This is a genomic window from Rhizobium redzepovicii (assembly GCF_019793435.1).
GTDB classification, from domain to species: Bacteria; Pseudomonadota; Alphaproteobacteria; order Rhizobiales; family Rhizobiaceae; genus Rhizobium; species Rhizobium redzepovicii.
In genome coordinates this window covers 373,381-391,688 of record NZ_JAILYH010000001.1, presented here as the reverse complement: position 1 = coordinate 391,688, position 18,308 = coordinate 373,381, and the positions used below count along the sequence as shown (strand labels likewise).

The window sequence follows — 18,308 nt, the reverse complement described above, 5'->3', positions numbered from 1 at the left end:
GTGAATTGGAGCAGTCCCGTCAGATTGGAAGCCCATCGGCGTCAGGAAAGACTGTCGAAAACAGGAAATTATCCTGCGGCCGACCGCGGATACGTCGGCGCTGGCGAAGTTTTCTTAGCTTGGAAACGTATAGTTGCTGATCGAGGCCGGTTTCATCTCGATCGAGAAGCCCGGCTGAGTGGGCGGCATATAGGCGGCGTTCTCGATCCGGCAGGGGTCGAGGAAGTGTTCGTGCAGGTGATCGACATATTCGATGACGCGGCCTTCCTTGGTTCCGGAGACGGCGATGTAGTCGATCATCGACAAATGCTGGACATATTCGCAAAGCCCGACACCGCCGGCATGCGGCCAGACCGGCAGGCCGAACTTGGCGGCGATCAGCAGCACGGAGAGAACTTCGTTCAGCCCGCCCATCCGGCAGGAATCGATCTGGACGATGTCGATCGCGCCCTCGGCGATGAACTGCTTGAACATGATACGGTTCTGGCACATCTCGCCGGTCGCGACCTTCACCGGTGCGATCGCCTGGCGGATCTTGCGGTGGCCGGCGACATCGTCGGGGCTGGTCGGTTCCTCGATGAAGAAGGGCTTGGCCGGGGCAAGCGCCTTGACCCAGTCGATCGCCTGGCCAACATCCCAGACCTGGTTGGCGTCGATCATCAGGTAACGATCGGGACCGATCACCTCGCGGGCGATCCGGAGGCGGCGGATATCGTCGTCCAGGTCGCGGCCGACCTTCATCTTGATATGGTTGAAGCCGGCATCGATCGCCTCCCGGCAAAGGCGGCGCAGTTTCTCGTCTTCATAGCCGAGCCAGCCGGCCGAGGTGGTGTAGCAGGCATAACCCTCCTTTTCGAGGATGGCGATGCGTTCGGCCTTGCCGGTTTCGGCGCGCTTCAGGATCTCGACCGCCTCCTCACGCGTCAGCACGTCGGTGAGATAGCGGTAGTCGACGATATCGGCGATCGCCTCCGGCGACATCTCGGCGACAAGGCGCCAGACCGGTTTTCCCGCCTGTTTGGCAAGCAGGTCCCAGACGGCGTTGACGACGGCGCCGGTCGCCAGATGAATGGCACCCTTCTCCGGGCCGATCCAGCGCAACTGGCTGTCGCTGGTCAGATGCCGCCAGAATTTGCCGGGATGGGCGAGCACCTCGGCAAGCTCGGCGCCGACGACGAGATGGCGCATCGCTTCGATCGCCATGCAGCAGATGTCGTTGCCGCGGCCGATGGTGAAGGTCAGGCCGTGGCCGGCAAGATCGGGCGTATCCGTATCGAGAATGACATAGGCGGCCGAATAATCCGGATCGGGGTTCATCGCATCCGACCCATCCAGACTTTGCGACGTGGGGAAGCGGAGATCGAAGACACGAAGGTCGGTGATGCGGGTCATGGTGTATTCTCCGTTAACGCGGTCGGCTGCCGGCGGGGCCGGATTGGCCGGCTGCGTGCCGGCCACATCGCTGAATGGGCTCAGATCGTCCAGCCGCCGTCGATGGCGATCGCCTGGCCCGAGGTGTAGGTGGCGCCGGCAAGATAGACCGCGAGATCGGCGATCTCCTCGGGCGAGCCGAGCCGGCCCATCGGCTGGCGGGCGATGAAGGCGGCGCGGGCGGCGTCATAATCGCCCTGCGCGCGCATGCGGTCCTGCAGCGACGGGCTCTCCACCGTGCCGGGGCAGATGGCGTTGCAGCGGATGCCTTCGGCGACATAATCGGCGGCGACGGATTTGGTCAGCCCGATGACGGCGGCCTTGGTGACGCCGTAGGCGAAACGGTTCGGCACGCCCTTGATGCTGGAGGCGACCGAGGCCATGTTGATGATCGACCCGTCCTTGCGCTCCAGCATGCCGGGCAGCACGGCGCGGATCGTGCGAATCATCGCCTTGACGTTGAGGTCGAGGGCAAATTCGAAATCGGCATCCTTCATCTCCAGGATCGAGCCGGCATGAACGAAGCCGGCGCAGTTGAACAGCACGTCGACAGCGCCGATCTCGGCGACCAGAGCCTTGACCGCATCCTCTTCAAGCACGTTCAGCTGATGGGTGGAAACGCCGGTTTCCGCAGCTAAGGTCGCCAACGCCTCGGTATTGATGTCGGTCGCGTGGACCTTGGCGCCGGCCGCGGCAAAGGCTGTCGCCGTTGCACGGCCAATGCCCTGGCCGGCGGCGGTGATGAGAACGGTCTTGCCGGAAAGTCTGTTTGTCATGTCACGGGGCCTTTTCTGGAATTGTCTGCGCGGAACGATGGAATGCGTTTTGTCTGACGAAGGCGGGCTCACCCTTTCCCATTTTGCGCGCTGTGACCGCTCTGCGGCAAGAGAGTGCTGGCCGCCTGCCGCCTGGTTTCGTTTCGGAAGCGCGCGAGATCTCACCGGATGTCAAGCTGCGTCTTCAGCTATGATTTGTCTGTTTATAGACAAACAGACGATTAGCCAAGGGTCAAGCGCAAACTTTTCCTTTTCCGGCTGCTCTTCTGCGTATATGCAGAGTGATATTCACAGGAGGAAGGAATGGAGACCGAGGAGTCAGACCGCTATCGCGCTCCGGCGCTCGACAAGGGCCTCGATATCCTGGAATTGCTCGCCGGCGTCGACAGCGGCCTCACCCAGGCCGATATCGCCAAGCGGCTCGATCGCAGCCCCAACGAATTCTACCGCATGCTCGACCGCCTGGTGCGCCGCGGTTACGTCACCCGGCTGGACGGCGACCGCTATTCGCTGACGCTGAAGCTGTTCGGCCTGGCGCAATTGCATACGCCGGTCCGCCGGCTTGCATCCTATGCGACGCCGCTGATGCGCGATCTCGCCCAGCGCACGCGCCAGGCCAATCACCTCGCCGTCTTCGACCGCGGCGCGGCTGTCGTTATTGCCCAGCAGGAGGCGCCGGACTATTGGGGCTTCTCGATCCGCATCGGCGCCCATATCAGCCTGTTCGACACCGGATCGGGGCATGTGCTGCTCGCCTTCCGCAGCGCGGAGGAGCGGGAGATGATGATCTCGGAACATGTACGCAGCCGCGCGGAGATCGAACTCGGGCCCGATTTTTACGATCGTCTCGACCAGATCCGCGAGCGCGGCTACGAGATGATGGCAAGCGCCCAGACATCAGGCGTCTACAATCTTTCCGCGCCCGTTCTCGGGCCGGACGGGCGCTGTATCGCCGCCCTCACCTGCCCCTTCATCGCGCTTGTCAATGCACCCACCGCGCCGGATATCAGCCAGGCGACCATGCTGGTGCAAAAGGCGGCCAACCAGCTGTCGCTGCTGGCCGGTGCCGACGTCGCCAATTCTGGCTGACGGGTTACTGCGAGAGCGGCCCCTCATTCCGCCTGCCGCCACCTTCTCCCCGTAAACGGAGCGAAAGGGAATAGCCGCAACCCCTCCGTTCGACACGAATGTCTCGCATGGCACGTCCCCGCGCCCCGTTTACGGGGAGAGGGTTAGAGTGAGGGGCAGCTATGGGCCGGCAATTTTTATTTGAACAATCCATTCACCAGGGATAGCTTGCGCACAGCCTGTCCTGGAGGAGAAAAGCGTGCTCATCGACACCCATCTGCACATTATCGATCGCTCAGCGCTACCCTATCCCTGGCTTTCCCAGGTGGCCGATCTCGATCACGATTTTCTCTATGAGACCTACGCGGCCGAGGCGCGGCGCTGCGGCATCACTACGGTGCTGCATATGGAGGTCGACGTCGATCCCGCCGCCATGCAGGCCGAGACCGACCATATCGCCGGCATCGCCAAAAAGACAGGCAGCCTGATTGCCGGCGCCATCGTCTCCTGCCGGCCGGAGGAAGAAGGCTTTGCCGCCTATCTCGAGCGGCAGAAGGCCGATCCCTTCGTCAAGGGATTCCGCCGCGTGCTGCATGTCGTGCCCGACGACGTGTCGGAAGGTGCTTTGTTTCGCGAAAACATCCGCCGCATCGGCGGCAGCGGCCTGACCTTCGACCTTTGCACATTGCCGCACCAGGCGGGCCGCGTCACAGCCCTCGTCGATCTGGCGCCGGATGTGCAGTTCGTGCTCGACCATTGCGGCGTGCCCGATATCCGCTCCGATGCCTACGAGCCGTGGAAGGCCGGCATCTCGGAGATCGCCCGGCGACCGAATGTCGTCTGCAAAGTCTCCGGCGTCGTTGCCTATGCCGACGCCGAGACATGGACGGCGCAGACGCTCCGGCCCTATATCGAGCATGTCATAGCAAGCTTCGGCTGGGATCGCGTCGTCTGGGGCAGCGATTGGCCGGTGTGCACGCTCGGCGGCGGCCTTTCCACCTGGGTTGCCGCGACCCATGCCGTGCTGTCCGGCAGCAGCGAGGCGGAGCGCTCCGGGCTGCTTTTCGCCAATGCCCAGCGCCTCTGGTCGCTTTGACGTCACAAAATCACATGATGTGCTGTGGCTTGCAAAAGTGCTACTCTGGCATGTCTTTTGCTTCTGTAAGGATGAAGCGACGCAGTGTATCGGTTTGGGACGACTTACCGCCGGGCAATTGCTAGCTTTAGCCATCTCAGGTAAAAGTTGTCAGACACGGATTTGGCGAATAACTTCAGTCCGTGTCCTCAGGAGGGAAAAAATGAAAGAAGAACCGCATTCCGTCGACGTTCACGTCGGAAAGACTATCCGTATTCAGCGTCTATTGAGGAAAGTATCTCAGACGGAACTGGGCGACCGCGTCGGCGTGACGTTCCAGCAGATCCAGAAATACGAAAAGGGTTCCAACCGCGTTTCCGCCAGCATGCTGGTTGAAATCGCCGGCGCGCTGAAGGTCGACGTCAGGACATTTTTCGACGATCTGTCGGCCCCCGATACGGCCAACGACAACCCGGCTCCTAGCGAGGAATTCATTATCTCGCGCGAAGGCGTGCTTCTCAATGCGGCGTTCTTTTCGATCAAGAACGAAGCTCTTCGCAAGAAGATCCTGAAGCTCGTCCAGGCGATTGCCCACACCGAACAGGTGGAAGGCGAAGCAGCCGAATAAACCAGGTCTCCTTCACGCGAATCCACTGGGCCGCATGAGGATAAATAGCGATCGGGATCAATTCGACCGGGATCGATGGTGATCGACCGGGATTGATATCCATTGATCCGGATTAATGGCGATCGATCAGGATCAGATTCTCGCTGGCGTCCTTCATTGCGATCTTGGCTTTGCTGCCGAGCAGTTTCTCGAGATTGACGTCTAGTTCCCTGTCGGGATCTATGCCGTCCCAATCGATCACGACCTGCAGCAGCGCCATGTTCGTCAGGTGCATCAGATTACGCAGCTGAAGCTTTTCAGCCTCCTCCTTGGCTGCCGACAGCAGCCGGAAGATCCTTGCGTATTCGCTGCCTGTACCTTCGTTGCGTTGTTCAAACATCGTTCCCGCCCCTTTGGCCGTGAAACCGTACGATTCCATTACCAATGCATCTTCCGCGGTGACCGTTATTCGAGCGTTACAGCAACTGCATTGCGCGTGACTTCGGCGTGCAGCAGCTCCCAGTGCGAGGTCGCGGCAAAGCGCCAGTCACGGTTGACGGGCAAGAATTCGTCCCGGCGCAGCCAATCCAGCACCAGTCGGGCGTCGTTGCGCTTGCGTTCGACACGATGCTGGCGGACCGCGGCGAGGATCTGGTCGCGGCGCGGCTTGCGGAAATGGCACTCGTCGACGACCTTGGCATAGGTGCGCTCGGAAAAATGCAGGAAACGGCCGGCAAGCAGCAGTTTCTTGCGCTCGCTGGACGAGATCTCACCACTGGTCAGAAGCGCCTCGATCGTCGGCTCGAAATCGACCCAAGGCACGGAGAGCGGCAGCCAGCCGAGCGCCTGCGGCGCGTGCACCAGCGCGACGGCCTCATCGTCGAGCAGCCGCCCGGCCTCGTAATCTTCGAAGATCGAGCCGAGCCCGACCATGCCGAAAGGCGCGCATTCGGCCGCCCGCAGCGCGCCCATGCTGGCGCCGCCGGCAACGGCGACATCGTGCTCGAGCGCGAACAGAATTTCCTTGTGCCAGACCGAAGGCAGATCGCCGAAATATCCGTCGACGAGACCGATGGCGGTGGCGCCGCCGTGAACGGCCTTGAGGATGTCGCCGCAGGCAGCCGGCGGCCGGAAATCGATGCGAGGGGATGTGGCTCTTGCCGCGGCGAGATCGCTGCCAAGGCTCGGACCGACGAACAGCACCTTCATGACTGGGCTCCCCTCATGGTGTTGACCGCCCGCATGCCGAGCTGGATGTACTGGCCGGAGATATCGACCTCCAGGCCCGGCACGATGACCCTGACGACGGAGACCGGCAGAGTCCGGTGCGCAAACGGCACGACGATGATCTGCTCGATGCCGGTCGCCGCCAGCCGGCCGGCGATATGGCCGATGGTTTCCTGGATCGTTGCCGGGCGGCTCTGACGCGGCTGGAAGGCGCGCATGCGGCCGCCGCCCTCGCAAAGTTCGACCACCTGCTGCATCGCCGCGCTCTGGTCGAGCCGCTGATAGACGCGCGGCGAAAAATCGTCGCGGCTGCCGGCAATTGCGGTCAGCCGGCTCTGCGCCGCTTCGGTGATGGCGCGCAGCGCGGCGCGAACGGGATCAGGATGGCAGCCGCAGCCGCCGCAAACATGGGCCCAGCGCGCATCGACGCGGTCGGAAAGATTGCCGGGCATGATGACGGCGAGAAAGGCGGGAACGCCAATATCGGTGGTCATGTCGAGGAGCAGCAGCCGCATGCCGGCGCGTGCGATCCGGTCGGTCATGACATCGATGACTGCGTCGCCGAAGGAGGCAGGATCGATGCGGCTCTCCTTCAGCCGCTCGGGCGATTTCAGCTGGGTCAGGGCCCAGGCGTCGCGCTCCACCAGTTCGCAGAGCCCGTGCAGGACGGCTTCGGATGGCGTGTTGCCGGAGGCCAGCCCATCGCTCGACTGCTCGAAACCCGGTGGCCTTTCTCCGCGATGGTCGAGGCCGACGAGCCACCAGGGCACGAAGACGCTGCTGCCGGAAAGGATATCGAGCCCGGAGCACCAGGGAATGGGTCCGCTGCCGATCTCGTCGGGCGCGCAGCGGGCGACATTGTCGAGATCGATCATGGCGGCATTTTCCGCCCGCATGCCGGCGACAGTCGCCTCCGTCAGGTCGGCGGGCGGGATTTCGGCGATCCGCGTCTCGATCGCTTCCATGGCGGCCGAGGTCATGGCGGCATCATTGTCGATGCCTTTGCCCTGGAAAACCGAGAGCGTATGGCTGTTCGGCCGCGTCGCGAATGCGACGGGGATGTTCAAAACGTCGAGCGCGGTCAGCAGGCCGACGCGCGTGATGCCGAATTCGCGCAGATGCGGCCTGATAGCTGCAAGTGTCTGAGCCGGCGTGACGGCGCGGTCATGATAATCGCTGACGCCGGCCGATGATCGTTTGAGGTCACCGGCAAGCGTTTCGAGATCGGTGAAAACAGACATCCGTTTCTGTTCCTTAGCGGAACCTCAGCGCATGCGTCAGGCTCTCGAGCGCATTGGCGGAAACGCTGAGTTCATCTTGTTTCATCGCTGCTCTCGCAGCTGCAGAGAAGCGCAGGGACTGGGTCTGAACTGCGGTGGTTTCAGCATTCGTCTTCATGTTCCATCTCCGATTGGTTGGGCAGCGCTTGCTGCCGTTAACCATCGGAGGGAAACATTGCCTGCGTCATTTAAGCGTTACAGGCTTCGTTAAAAGGCGATGCATCAGGGAAGACCGGCGAGTTGCAGGCCTTTTATCAGCGGTTCGGTGAAGGCGGGATCGCGATCGGGGACAAAATGACGGATATCCTCGCTGCGGAAATCGGGGAAGTTTTCGAGCACCGTCCTGGCATAGCTCTGGGCCTTGCCGGTCTCGCCCGCCATCGCATGCGAGGCGGCGAGCAGACGCGCCGTCGCCTGTTTGGTCTTTACCGGTTCCAGCGCGTCGATCGCCTTTTCATACTCTTCACGCATGAAATGGATGCCGCCGAGGTTCCAGTAATAATAATCCGGCGGCAGCGGGTTGAGCTTGAAGGCCGCCCGGTTGAGCTCCAGCGCGCGGTCGAAATCGCCGTCATGAGAAAGTGCGTCGGAGAAATCGGCGAGGATGTCCGCATCATTGGGATTGAGATCCTGCGCCTGCTGGAAATATTCCAGGCTTTCGTCGAAGCGGCGGCGATAAAGCGCCACAAAACCGAGTTCGCGATAAGCCCGGCCGCTGTTCGGATCGGACTGTTGCGCCTGCCGGGCAGCACCATTCGCCTCGTCGAGCAGTTCCTTGTCGCGCATGCCGCGGATCAGCCATTCCATGCCGAGCGCCCGCGACACGCCCGCATGCGCGGCCGAGAAATGCTCGTAGCGATTGAGCGAAGATTTAAACCATTTGCGCGCCTGGCGCAGGTGCTGCAGGTCGGTTTGGGCAATCAGCCGCTTGCCTTCGAGATAAAGGCGATAGGCGGAGGCCGGCGCATCGCCGATCGGCATTGCCAGTTCGTGGCGCTCGATCGTGTCGGCGAGCGAGGAGACGATCCGCCGCGTCAGATGCGCGAAGGATTCGCTGATCTTCTGCATCACCAGCGGCAGTTCCAGCGCCCAGATCACCTCCGACGTCGTCGTCCGCGTCAGCCGGCAGGTGGCAAAAACATCCTCGTCGCGGCCCTGGATGGTGACATAGACCGCATAGTCGAAACTGAGGTCGAGCGGGCCGGGCACGGCGCGCGCCGGATCGATCGAGCGGCTGAGGATTTCGAGGCTCGTATGCGCGGCGATCACCTTGAAGCCGCGCTGCTGGCTGAGGCCGATGGTGACGTCTTCGAGAAGCGCCCTGCCGACGCGCTCCATCAACGGATCGGTGAAGATGCTTTCCGGCGGCAGGATGATGATGCGCGGCTGGCCGAGCAGATTGGCGAACATGCCTGATGCAGACGGGCGCTCCGGCACGGCTGCCTGTGCGGCCGGGATCAGGCCGAGTTCGCGGGCAAGCGCCGTGGTGCTTTCCTCCGGCTCCGTATCGAAGTCGTCCTTCAGCTGGCTCTTGCACTTCAGATAGGCCTGACGGGCCGCGGCCGCATCGTTCATCCTGACATAGGTGCGCATCAGGGTGCGATAGGCCGTCTCGCTGGCAGGATCGAGTTCCAGCAGGCGCCGGGCAAACGCCACCTGCTCGTCATCCGATCCGTCTTCCGATTTTTCGATCAGCCGAGTGAGATGGGCCGAGCGCAATTCGTCGATGCGCTGGCGCTCAAAGGTCAGCCAGTCCTCGGCGCCTTGCGTCGGCGATTTGGCGCCTTCCAGCAGTTCGCCGTTCAGCATATCGCTGTCTTCGGAGGCGAGCGGCCCTTTCTGTTTCAGGATATGAACGTCGACCTCCCAGCCATCCGCGAGCCCGATATGGGTTCGGGTCGCGGCAAGCAGCGGCGGAAGATCGGCGGGAATGCTCTGCTCGATACGCGACAGCAACTGGCGCAGGCTGCCGGCGCGCTTTTCCGGCAGTTCCGATTGCCAGAGCTGCCGCCTGACGGTTTCGCGGTCGAGTTCGAGATTGGCTTCGGCGGTCAGCATGGCGAGGAGAAAATAAGACTTCTCCGGCAAGGGGAGTTCCCTCCCCGCTGCCAGTAGCCTCGGTCTTCCGAGCAGGCACAGCCTGTTCTTCGACATCTGTCCGGATGTCCGTTGCATCCCGGTCTCACCCCTGAAAGCCAAGGCGCGCAAACGCAGCCGCCGCTTAAATCATGTTAGAGCTAGAAGGGCGCCGCGCATAGCGGTTTTGCTATAAAAAGAAGAAATTTCAGCGAATATTTGCATTTTCGCCTGCCGCTCGCCAAGAAGATGCTTCGCCAACACTTGCCGATAGCATGCTGTGGGCCTTCTGTAGCGGGAGTTGTTTGAACAATCGCCAGTTTCAAGACCCAGCCGTCAAGCCGATTACAGCACGTGTGCAACCCGTTTCGGGCTCGTTTCCGTCGCGGCGGCCTCGATGAAGTCGAGGCCGATATCCAGTACCGGCGCGCTGTGCGTCAGCCAGCCGACGGAGATGAGATCGACGCCGGAGGCGGCGATTGCTCCCGCCGTTGCCGGGGTGACCCGGCCCGAAGCCTCGGTGATCGCCCGGCCGGCGACGATGGCGACGGCTTGGCGCAACTGATCCGGCGTCATGTTGTCGAGCAGAACAGCGTCGACGCCGGTCTCCATCGCTTCGCGCAGCTGATCAAGCGTATCGACTTCGACCTCGATCTTCACCAGATGGCCGACGCCGGCCCGCGCCCGGCGGATCGCCTCGGCAACGCCGCCTGAAATGGCGACGTGATTGTCCTTGATCAGTACCGCGTCATAAAGCGCGAACCGGTGGTTCATACCGCCGCCGGCCCGCACTGCATATTTTTCCAGTGCCCGGAGCCCCGGCGTCGTCTTGCGCGTGCAGGCGACAGAGGCTTTGGTGCCGCGGATGGCGGCGGCAATCTCGGCCGTCACGGTGGCGATGCCGGAGAGGTGGCCGAGGAAATTCAGCGCGGTGCGCTCGGCCGTCAGCAGGCCGCGTGACGGGCCTTCGATGGTGGCGATCGCGTCGCCGGGCTTGACCGCATCACCGTCCTGGAGATGCCGGCGCATGGTGATCTCCGGATCGACGAGGGTGAAGGCGAGTTCGGCCGCATCGAGGCCGGCGATCACGCCCGGCTGGCGGGCGGCCATGACGACCGTCGAGCGATGGTCGTTTGGGATGACCGATGCCGAAGTGATATCGCCGGCAAGACCGAGATCCTCGAGCAGGGCTGCGCGGACCAGCGGTTCGACGATCAGGCGCGGAAGCGGAACGAGGTTCATCTCAGGCACTCCTTGCAAGAGTATAGAGCGGGGCAAGGGCATAGGGCGATGTGGCACGGGCGATTTCTAGCGCTTGGGAAAGGCGCATCTGGCGCCGGTCGGCAGCGCCGAGCTTCAGCGGAAAATCGGTGCGGGCATGGGCGCCGCGCGATTCCGTCCGCAGGCTGGCAAAGACGGCGATCAGCAGCGCGACGATGGCAGGATCGGCGGCGGGGCCGTCGCCTTCGGCAAGCGGCAGCAGCGCGGCGATCGCGTCCTCAACGGCGCCGGCATTGCGCAGCACGCCGAGATGGCGTGAGACGATCGGCCGGACGAGCGATGCATCGGCTGGCACCGGCAGTCTCTCGCCGAAGAGGGTGCCGGGACGGCTCGCCGGCATGGAAGCGAGGTCGCGCGCCGCCCGCATGCCCATCACCGCCGCCTCCAGCAGCGAATTGCTGGCGAGCCGGTTGGCGCCGTGCAGGCCGGTCGAGCCCGCTTCGCCCACGACCCAGAGTCCTGGAACCGAGCTGCGGCCGTTGGCATCCGTCGCAACGCCGCCCATGTGATAGTGAACGGCCGGGCGCACTGGAATGAGGTGCTTCGCCGGATCGATGCCGGCCTCGCCGCAAAGGGCGGCGATGACGGGAAAGCGGGTGGCAAAGCGGCTGCCGAGCGCATCGCGAGCATCGAGGAAGACCCTGCCGCCGCGGGTGATTTCGGCGCTGATGGCGCGCGCCACCACGTCGCGCGGCGCAAGCTCGGCGCCCGGGGTGCGGGCCATGAAGCGTTCTCCGCGTTCGTTGACGAGCAGAGCCCCCTCACCGCGCACTGCCTCGCTGACGAGCGCCAAAGGCCTGCGACGGGAATCGAGCGCCGTCGGATGGAACTGGACGAATTCCATGTCGGCGAGATCGGCACCCGCCCTTGCGGCGAGCGCAATCCCTTGGCCGAAATTGCCCATCGGATTGGTGGTCGAATCGTAAAGCCCGCCGATCCCGCCGGTGGCAAGCACCACTTTCGACGTCGGCAGGATGGCGACGCCGTTGGCGGTCGCGCAGAGCAGGCCGGCGACACGCTCGCCATCCATCATGATCCGCCGCGCCTCAAAACCTTCGAGCACGGATATGGAAGGTATCTGCTTCAACGCCCGCACCAGCGCCGCGACGATCGCCGCCCCCGAACCATCGCCTTCGGCGTGGACGATGCGGCGGCGGCTATGGGCAGCCTCCAGCCCGAAAGAGAGTTCGCCGGCGGCATTTCGGTCGAAACGGACGCCGGCCTGCTCCAGCGCTGAGATTGCCGCCGGCGCTTCGGTGATGATGCCGGCGGCGACTGCGGGATCGCAGAGGCCGTCGCCGGCGACAAGCGTATCGGCAAGATGCAGCGCCGCGCTGTCGTCGGCGCCCATGCCGGCAGCGATGCCGCCCTGCGCCCAAGCGCTCGACGTCTCGGTGCCGAGGACGGCGCGCGTGACGATGACGGAAGGTTCCGGCGCCAGTGTCAGGGCGGTCATCAGCCCGGCAAGGCCGCTGCCGACGATCACCGTGCGGCCAGTGAGATTGTGGAGAATCTCGGTCATATCGCCAGCATCCTTTCGACGGCGCGGCGCGCCGCCACGGCAATCGCCGGATCGACGGTCACCTCGTGGCGGTTTTCCTCAAGCGCTGAACGGATATTGCCCAGGGTGATCCGCTTCATATGCGGGCAGAGATTGCAGGGGCGAATGAATTCGACCTCGGGATGATGCACGGCGACATTGTCGCTCATCGAGCATTCGGTGAGCAGCACGACGCGCGCCGGCTTCTGCCGCCCGACGTAATCCGACATGACAGCGGTGGAGCCGGCAAAATCGGCCTCGGCCACCACCTCGGGCGGGCATTCGGGATGGGCGAGCACTGTCACGCCGGGATGGTTTTCGCGCAGCTGGCGGACATCATCGGCGGTGAAGAGTTCATGCACTTCGCAATGCCCGTGCCAGGCGATGATCTCGACATCGGTCTCGCGGGCGACGTTGCGCGCCAGATATTCGTCCGGGATCATCAGCACCTTCGGCACGCCGAGCGATTCCACCACCTGTTTGGCATTGCCCGAGGTGCAGCAGATGTCGGAGGCAGCCTTCACCGCCGCCGAAGTGTTGACATAGGTGATGATGGGCACGCCGGGATGGGCCTGGCGCAAGAGCGCGATATCTTCAGGCGTGATCGAATCCGCCAGCGAGCAGCCGGCGCCAAGATCGGGGATCAGCACGGTTTTCTCGGGATTCAGCAGCTTGGCGGTCTCGGCCATGAAGTGCACGCCGGCCAGCACGATCACATCGGCATCGACCTCGATCGCCTTGCGGGCAAGCGCCAGGCTGTCGCCGACGATATCGGCGACGCCGTGGAAGATCTCCGGCGTCTGGTAATTATGCGCGAGAATGACGGCGTTGCGGCGGCGCTTGAGTTCGAGGATAGCGTCGACATCGTTCTCGAACGACATCCATTCGGCTTTGGGAATGACGCGGCTGACGCGCTCGTAGAGCGAGGATGCGGAAACAGAATGGTTCATGACCGGCTCCTTATTATGCTCTATTTGAGCATATCGTGGGCAAATAGATATTCTCACGGTGAGCATATGTCAATTGCGGGAGAGCGGTAATTTTGTTCCGGCGAGCGCCCGTTCCTCGAGCACCGTGTGGCGGAAGCGGAACAGCTTGGCCGGCCGGCCGCCGGTTTCGCTTTCCGTGCCGCCGGTTTCCTCGACGAGTTCCTGCTGTTCGATCAAGCGGCGAAAATTCTGCTTGTGCAGCGTCAGCCCCGCCAGGGCCTCGATGGTGCGCTGCAGCCGCAGAAGCGTAAAACTCTCCGGCATCAGTTCGAAGACCACCGGACGGTATTTGATCTTGGCGCGCAGTCTTGCGATCCCGGTCGCCAGAATCCGGCGGTGATCGGCAAACATCGCCCGGCCGAGATTGGCTTCGCTTGTGCATCCGGCTTCGGCAACGAGCCCCGCTTCATAAAGCAGTTCGTAGCGCTGCAGCGCCAGATCCTCGTTCCAGCCGCCGCCGTCGAGGCCGAAGGTGAAATCCGCCCGGCGATGTCGGTGGCCGCGCCTGAAAGAATCGGCATCGGCCCAGTGGCTCAGCCGCGTCATGATCTCATCCAGCACGGCCGGCCGGCCCTTCCGGTGGTCTTCCCAGGGAAAATATTCGTACCAGCCATGCCATCCCGGCCGGCCGGCGCCCGACTGCTCGTTGACGAGGCCGAGATAGCTGATCGAGATCGTCCGCCCGCCCGGGATGTCGTTGTTCCGGTCGCGGTCGGCGAAGGTATAGAGCTGCTCGAGATAGCCGACCGGGTGTTCGGTCTGCTCCTGCACCCATTCGCGCAGGCCCGATTGCAGGGTGCGGTGGCCCATTTCGAAGGGGCCCGACGGCAGCGCATTGCCGGAACGGATCGTCATCACACGCGGCTCGTCCCCCGTCACCGCGACGAGCACCGCAATCAATTCCGCATGCGCAAAGCCGATCGTCACAGGGGACCGAATACTCCGTTCCGAATGGATCATTCCTGACACAGGCTGGGATGGAAGCCAATGGAGCGCCAACGAGTTCGGGGTGTTGCCCACATCATCCAGTGGATGCTGGGGTGTTTATGTTTTTGTCTCTGGCGAAAGATGCTTTTCGCTTGCCGCTCAAGGCGTTCGTCGCTGGCGCTCCTCACCCCCTCATCTGCGCTGACCGGCATCTTCTCCCCGCTGGGGAGAAGGGGGAGCAAGCCGTACGGTGCCATTCCTACAGCAAAGGTCTCAAGAGGAGTGAGGCGCCGCCACACCCCCTTCTCCCCAGGGGGAGACGATGCCGGCAGGCAGATGAGGGGGTGAGCGAAGCGAATGCGCTGAGCGTAAGCGAGGGCAAAGAATAGGTGGGACTACTTCAACGATCCCCCGTCTCGCCGGCCAGTCCATCCAGGAAAATCTTCAATTCCGCTTCGTCGATACCGACGAGATGGCGCTTTTCCGGATAGGCGCCGGTCCGGACATCCTCGGCGAATTCGGTGAAGGCGGCGATGCGCTCTCGCTGCAGCCGGTCGTGTTCGGCGGCGAAGTTGCGATAGACCTTGGCATGGCGGGGATAGTGGTCGCGATTGGCACCGAGCACGTCGTCGGCGAAGAGATATTGGGCGTCGCAGCCGCTGCCGGCCCCCATGGAAATCATCAGCATCGAGGTGTTGCTGCTGATGGCGGCAGCGACATCCCCAGGCACGACTTCGATTTCGGCGGCGAAGGCGCCGGCCTCTTCGAGCGCCTTGGTCTGCCGCCAGATCTCGGCGGCACTTGCCGCCGTCTTGCCGACGGCGCGGAAGCCGCCGGTCCAGGTCGCCTTCGACGGGATCAGCCCGAGATGGCCGCAGACCGGGATGCCCTCGTCGCGCATGCGCCGGATCGTCTGCAGGCTTGCGGCGCAATAGACCGCATCGCCGCCGGCCTTCAGCGCTGCGAAGGCGGCACGCAGATAATCTTCAGCCGAGACAAGATCGCCATATTCGAGCCCCGGAATGGCAAAAGGCGTCGGCGCGATTTCGCGAAAGAGCGGGCCGAGCAGCGAGGGCGGCACCGAGACGATGTCGATCCCGGCTTTTTCAGCCGCTTCTGCCTCCTCCAGCGAGGTGACGCGCAGCATGGTGAGCTGGCGCTTGCCCTTTTCCGCCAGCAGATCGGCGACGGTCGCGCGCTTGTGTTTTTTCATCGTCAATTCCTGTGAGTACATCGGGTGAATATATCGGGCGGCTCAGGCGGCCAGCAGGGATTTCAGTTTGACGTCATTGGCTGCGAGCGCCGCCGGGTCGGGATGGGCGCGGGCTGCGATCAGCATTTCGGCGAGGCGGATGTCGCGCGCCACCGCATTGCCCGGGCCGATGCCGCTTGCGGCGATCAATCGGCCGTCGGCATCGAGGTGGAACAGAATGAAGGCGCCGGCCCCGAGATCGCGGCGCTGATGCGTGGCGGCGCCTTCGGCAAGGCCGGCAATTTGCAGCGTCATGTCGTATTGATCCGACCAGAACCACGGCACCGATGAAATGGCTTGCTCGAGGCCGAGCATGTTGGCCGCGGCCAATGTGCCCTGCTCCTGGGCGTTGCGCCAGGATTCGAGCCGCACTCGCCGGCCGCCATAGATCGGCAAAGGAAAGGAGCAGCAGTCGCCGGCGGCAAAAACATTCGGCGCCGAGGTCTGGAGATAGCGGTCGACGGCGATGCCGTTTTCGATCGTCAGCCCCGCTTTTTCGGCGATCTCGACATTCGGCCGGGCGCCGATGCCGACAAGGGCGAGATCGGCTTCGATCGCCTCGCCGGCCGACAACCGGATCAAGGCCTTTCCGCCTTCCTCGCTCAGGCTCTCGATCGAGACGCCGCAGCGGATATCGACGCCCTCGGCGCGGTGGCGCTCGGTCAGGAGGTGAGCGATTTCCTCAGGCACGCCGCGCTTCAGTACGCGTTCCAGCCCCTCGATGACGGTGACCTCGGCGCCGAGCAGGCGCGCCGTCGCCGCAAGTTCCAGGCCGATGAAGCCGCCGCCGATGATGGCGATATGCTTGCCGGGCTTCATCACGTCGCGCAGTGCGGCTGCATCGTGATGCGTCCGCAGCGAGCGAATATGGGCGCTACCTTCAGGCGCGCCGGGGAACGAACGCGCCGCTGCGCCCGTCGCCAGCAGAAGCTTGTCATAGGAAAGCGTCGTCCTGTCGGAAAGCGTGACGGTCCTGGATGCCGTGTCGAAATCCCTGGCTTCAAGGCCGGTCAGCAATCGGATGCCGCTGTCGGCGTATTTTTCCGACGCAGCGATGAATTTCGGATCGCCTGCATCGGCACCCGCCTTCGACAGCGGCGGCCGTTCATAGGGATGAAGGGGCTCGGCGCCGACAAGCGTTATTTCGCCGTCAAAACCCTTTTCCCGCAGGGCGAAAGCGGCGCGCGCACCGCATTCGCCGGCACCCAAGATAACGAAATGGGCCACATCAGCCTCCGTCAGAGCGAGATGAAGACGGCGCCGCCTTCGATCTTCACCGGATAGGTCTTGAGATTGACGCAGACCGGCGCGCCCTTGGCTTCGCCCGTCTTGTAGTTGAAGCGGCCGTTATGCTTCGGACATTCGATAATCTCATCCATCACGAGCCCGTCGGCGAGATGGATATGTTCATGCGTGCAGAGCCCGTCGGTCGCGAAGAATTCGTCGTCGGGGCTGCGGTAGACCGCGAAGGTGCGCCCGCCATGATCGAAGCGGATGACATCCTCTTCGTCGATCTCGTCCTTGCCGCAGACTTCGATCCAGTTTCCGCTCATCTTATCCTCCCTCGATCGTGATTATTGCGCGGCCGGAGCCAGCTCGTTGTGGAACTCTTCGCGATAGGGCCGCGCGGTGGCCGGCAATTCGCGCTTCAGGAAATAATCCTCGTTGCGCAGCTGGCGCAGGAAGGCCGGGATCATCTCGCGATAACCCGACCAGATCGACGGGTTCGGCGCCGGCAGGTCGTGCTTGATCATCGCGTGCAGCCTGGGCAGCGCATGGTAAGGCACCATCGGGAACATGTGATGTTCGACGTGGTAATTCATGTTCCAGTAGATGAAGCGGCTGACCGGGTTCATATAGACCGTGCGGCTGTTCAGCCGGTGGTCGATGACGTTGTCGGCGAGGCCGCCATGCTGCAAAAGCCCGGTCAGTACATGGTGCCAGGCGCCGTAGAGGCGCGGCAGGCCGATCAGCATCAGCGGCAGGATCGAACCCATGGCGAGTGCTGCAGCGATCGTGGCGACATAGATCGCAAGCCAGATGCGGGCGATCCGGATCGCTTTCGGCTGCTCCATCTCCGGAATGAAGGTCTTTTCCGCCGCGCTCACGACACCGAAGGCGTTGCGCAACATGTCGACGACAGCATGCCAGACATCGAGGATGCCGAAGAAATTGAGGACCAGCCGGACGAGATCGGGCGGGCGCATGACGGCGATTTCGGGATCGCGGCCAACGATAACGGTATCGGTGTGGTGGCGTGTGTGACTCCAGCGCCAGGTCACCGGATTGCGCATGATCATGAAGCAGGCGATCTGATAGACGGCGTCGTTCATCCAGCGCGTCTTGAAGGCGGTGCCGTGGCCGCATTCGTGCCAGCGGCTGTCGGAGGCCGAGCCGTAGAGCACGCCATAGGCAAGGAAGAAGGGCAACGCGACCCACGAACCCCAGAAATAGACGCCGAGCCCGGCCAGGGCCACCATGCTGCCGAGCCAGATGACGGTGTCACGGATCGCCGGGGCGTCCGAGCGCTGCATCAGCGCCTTCATCTCCTTGCGCGGAATATCCGTGTGGTACCATTGCGCTGCCGCCAGCCCCGTCTCGACAGCGGTGCGGCCGCTTTCGCCGAGCAGGTCGTAGTCCCGTTTCTTTGCCTGGATCGTCATCATCCGCCTCCCGTTATGCAATGCTTGGGAGGATAGGTTGACTTTGTAAGGCGCTCAATGCAGGCTTGATATAATCTATCAAAAGCCATCATAAATGGCTTGCATTCATGATCGAA

At 63.1% G+C, this 18,308-nt stretch carries 18 protein-coding genes; 3 read left to right on the top strand and 15 right to left on the bottom strand.

What is annotated here, in order from left to right:
* Positions 1-114: 114 nt before the first annotated feature.
* Together K6N12_RS01835 and K6N12_RS01830 are read right to left on the bottom strand one after the other, a co-directional pair.
* A complete protein-coding gene (locus K6N12_RS01835) occupies positions 115-1,392 on the bottom strand; it encodes an L-fuconate dehydratase (RefSeq protein WP_183777831.1) in 1,278 nt (425 codons plus the stop codon).
* An 80-nt stretch (positions 1,393-1,472) separates the two neighbouring features.
* A complete protein-coding gene (locus K6N12_RS01830; RefSeq protein WP_097625697.1) occupies positions 1,473-2,207 on the bottom strand; it encodes an SDR family oxidoreductase in 735 nt (244 codons plus the stop codon).
* Between the two features lie 303 nt (positions 2,208-2,510).
* Between K6N12_RS01830 and K6N12_RS01825 the strand changes: the two genes are divergently transcribed.
* From K6N12_RS01825 to K6N12_RS01815, 3 genes are all read left to right on the top strand, one after another.
* The gene (locus tag K6N12_RS01825) at positions 2,511-3,296 is read left to right on the top strand and encodes an IclR family transcriptional regulator (protein ID WP_097625696.1); all 786 of its coding nucleotides are present in this window, start codon (positions 2,511-2,513) and stop codon (positions 3,294-3,296) included.
* Between the two features lie 238 nt (positions 3,297-3,534).
* The gene (locus tag K6N12_RS01820) at positions 3,535-4,371 is read left to right on the top strand and encodes an amidohydrolase family protein (RefSeq protein ID WP_097625695.1); all 837 of its coding nucleotides are present in this window, start codon (positions 3,535-3,537) and stop codon (positions 4,369-4,371) included.
* Between the two features lie 202 nt (positions 4,372-4,573).
* Positions 4,574-4,978 carry a helix-turn-helix domain-containing protein gene (locus tag K6N12_RS01815; protein ID WP_097625694.1) on the top strand — a complete coding sequence of 135 codons (405 nt, stop codon included), beginning with the start codon at positions 4,574-4,576 and terminating at the stop codon, positions 4,976-4,978.
* Positions 4,979-5,090: 112 nt separating this feature from the next.
* Here the strand turns inward: K6N12_RS01815 and K6N12_RS01810 are convergent, their stop codons facing one another.
* From K6N12_RS01810 to K6N12_RS01750, 13 genes are all read right to left on the bottom strand, one after another.
* Positions 5,091-5,357: a hypothetical protein gene (locus K6N12_RS01810; RefSeq protein ID WP_003594963.1), complete on the bottom strand. Its 267-nt coding sequence runs from the start codon at positions 5,355-5,357 to the stop codon at positions 5,091-5,093.
* Between the two features lie 65 nt (positions 5,358-5,422).
* On the bottom strand, positions 5,423-6,166 hold the full coding sequence (locus K6N12_RS01805; protein ID WP_222148630.1) for a TfuA-like protein: 744 nt from the start codon (positions 6,164-6,166) through the stop codon (positions 5,423-5,425).
* Positions 6,163-7,425 carry a YcaO-like family protein gene (locus K6N12_RS01800; protein WP_222148629.1) on the bottom strand — a complete coding sequence of 421 codons (1,263 nt, stop codon included), beginning with the start codon at positions 7,423-7,425 and terminating at the stop codon, positions 6,163-6,165. The genes K6N12_RS01805 and K6N12_RS01800 overlap by 4 nt, the downstream gene beginning before the upstream one ends.
* A gap of 13 nt (positions 7,426-7,438) precedes the next feature.
* Positions 7,439-7,582, bottom strand: coding sequence for a hypothetical protein (locus K6N12_RS01795; protein ID WP_164918697.1), 144 nt, complete (start codon positions 7,580-7,582; stop codon positions 7,439-7,441).
* 104 nt (positions 7,583-7,686) lie between these two features.
* Complete coding sequence (locus K6N12_RS01790) at positions 7,687-9,639, bottom strand: AfsR/SARP family transcriptional regulator (RefSeq protein WP_222148628.1); 1,953 nt, start codon at positions 9,637-9,639, stop codon at positions 7,687-7,689.
* 246 nt (positions 9,640-9,885) lie between these two features.
* Positions 9,886-10,782 carry a carboxylating nicotinate-nucleotide diphosphorylase gene (nadC, locus tag K6N12_RS01785; protein WP_222148627.1) on the bottom strand — a complete coding sequence of 299 codons (897 nt, stop codon included), beginning with the start codon at positions 10,780-10,782 and terminating at the stop codon, positions 9,886-9,888.
* A gap of 1 nt (position 10,783) precedes the next feature.
* Positions 10,784-12,343: an L-aspartate oxidase gene (locus K6N12_RS01780; RefSeq protein WP_222148626.1), complete on the bottom strand. Its 1,560-nt coding sequence runs from the start codon at positions 12,341-12,343 to the stop codon at positions 10,784-10,786.
* Entirely contained in the window at positions 12,340-13,311 is a 972-nt protein-coding gene (nadA, locus tag K6N12_RS01775) for a quinolinate synthase NadA (protein WP_131710745.1), read from the bottom strand. The genes K6N12_RS01780 and nadA overlap by 4 nt, the downstream gene beginning before the upstream one ends.
* 69 nt (positions 13,312-13,380) lie before the next feature.
* Entirely contained in the window at positions 13,381-14,310 is a 930-nt protein-coding gene (locus tag K6N12_RS01770) for an NUDIX hydrolase (RefSeq protein ID WP_210298596.1), read from the bottom strand.
* Between the two features lie 367 nt (positions 14,311-14,677).
* Positions 14,678-15,490, bottom strand: a complete 813-nt coding sequence (locus K6N12_RS01765) for a 3-methyl-2-oxobutanoate hydroxymethyltransferase (protein ID WP_222148625.1) — start codon at positions 15,488-15,490, stop codon at positions 14,678-14,680.
* Positions 15,491-15,532: 42 nt separating this feature from the next.
* Entirely contained in the window at positions 15,533-16,756 is a 1,224-nt protein-coding gene (locus K6N12_RS01760; RefSeq protein ID WP_222148624.1) for an NAD(P)/FAD-dependent oxidoreductase, read from the bottom strand.
* 11 nt (positions 16,757-16,767) lie between these two features.
* Positions 16,768-17,082: a MocE family 2Fe-2S type ferredoxin gene (locus tag K6N12_RS01755; protein WP_012555387.1), complete on the bottom strand. Its 315-nt coding sequence runs from the start codon at positions 17,080-17,082 to the stop codon at positions 16,768-16,770.
* Between the two features lie 21 nt (positions 17,083-17,103).
* Positions 17,104-18,192: a fatty acid desaturase family protein gene (locus K6N12_RS01750; RefSeq protein WP_222148669.1), complete on the bottom strand. Its 1,089-nt coding sequence runs from the start codon at positions 18,190-18,192 to the stop codon at positions 17,104-17,106.
* Positions 18,193-18,308: the final 116 nt, after the last annotated feature.

What these genes read in the sequence shown, in the direction of transcription:
- K6N12_RS01835 (WP_183777831.1), bottom strand. Translation starts at nt 1,392, where the DNA reads ATGACCCGCATCACCGACCTTCGTGTCTTCGATCTCCGCTTCCCCACG.
- K6N12_RS01830 (WP_097625697.1), bottom strand. Translation starts at nt 2,207, where the DNA reads ATGACAAACAGACTTTCCGGCAAGACCGTTCTCATCACCGCCGCCGGC.
- K6N12_RS01825 (WP_097625696.1), top strand. Translation starts at nt 2,511, where the DNA reads ATGGAGACCGAGGAGTCAGACCGCTATCGCGCTCCGGCGCTCGACAAG.
- K6N12_RS01815 (WP_097625694.1), top strand. Translation starts at nt 4,574, where the DNA reads ATGAAAGAAGAACCGCATTCCGTCGACGTTCACGTCGGAAAGACTATC.
- K6N12_RS01810 (WP_003594963.1), bottom strand. Translation starts at nt 5,357, where the DNA reads ATGTTTGAACAACGCAACGAAGGTACAGGCAGCGAATACGCAAGGATC.
- K6N12_RS01805 (WP_222148630.1), bottom strand. Translation starts at nt 6,166, where the DNA reads ATGAAGGTGCTGTTCGTCGGTCCGAGCCTTGGCAGCGATCTCGCCGCG.
- K6N12_RS01800 (WP_222148629.1), bottom strand. Translation starts at nt 7,425, where the DNA reads ATGTCTGTTTTCACCGATCTCGAAACGCTTGCCGGTGACCTCAAACGA.
- K6N12_RS01795 (WP_164918697.1), bottom strand. Translation starts at nt 7,582, where the DNA reads ATGAAGACGAATGCTGAAACCACCGCAGTTCAGACCCAGTCCCTGCGC.
- K6N12_RS01790 (WP_222148628.1), bottom strand. Translation starts at nt 9,639, where the DNA reads ATGCAACGGACATCCGGACAGATGTCGAAGAACAGGCTGTGCCTGCTC.
- nadC (WP_222148627.1), bottom strand. Translation starts at nt 10,782, where the DNA reads ATGAACCTCGTTCCGCTTCCGCGCCTGATCGTCGAACCGCTGGTCCGC.
- K6N12_RS01780 (WP_222148626.1), bottom strand. Translation starts at nt 12,343, where the DNA reads ATGACCGAGATTCTCCACAATCTCACTGGCCGCACGGTGATCGTCGGC.
- nadA (WP_131710745.1), bottom strand. Translation starts at nt 13,311, where the DNA reads ATGAACCATTCTGTTTCCGCATCCTCGCTCTACGAGCGCGTCAGCCGC.
- K6N12_RS01770 (WP_210298596.1), bottom strand. Translation starts at nt 14,310, where the DNA reads ATGATCCATTCGGAACGGAGTATTCGGTCCCCTGTGACGATCGGCTTT.
- K6N12_RS01765 (WP_222148625.1), bottom strand. Translation starts at nt 15,490, where the DNA reads ATGAAAAAACACAAGCGCGCGACCGTCGCCGATCTGCTGGCGGAAAAG.
- K6N12_RS01755 (WP_012555387.1), bottom strand. Translation starts at nt 17,082, where the DNA reads ATGAGCGGAAACTGGATCGAAGTCTGCGGCAAGGACGAGATCGACGAA.
- K6N12_RS01750 (WP_222148669.1), bottom strand. Translation starts at nt 18,192, where the DNA reads ATGACGATCCAGGCAAAGAAACGGGACTACGACCTGCTCGGCGAAAGC.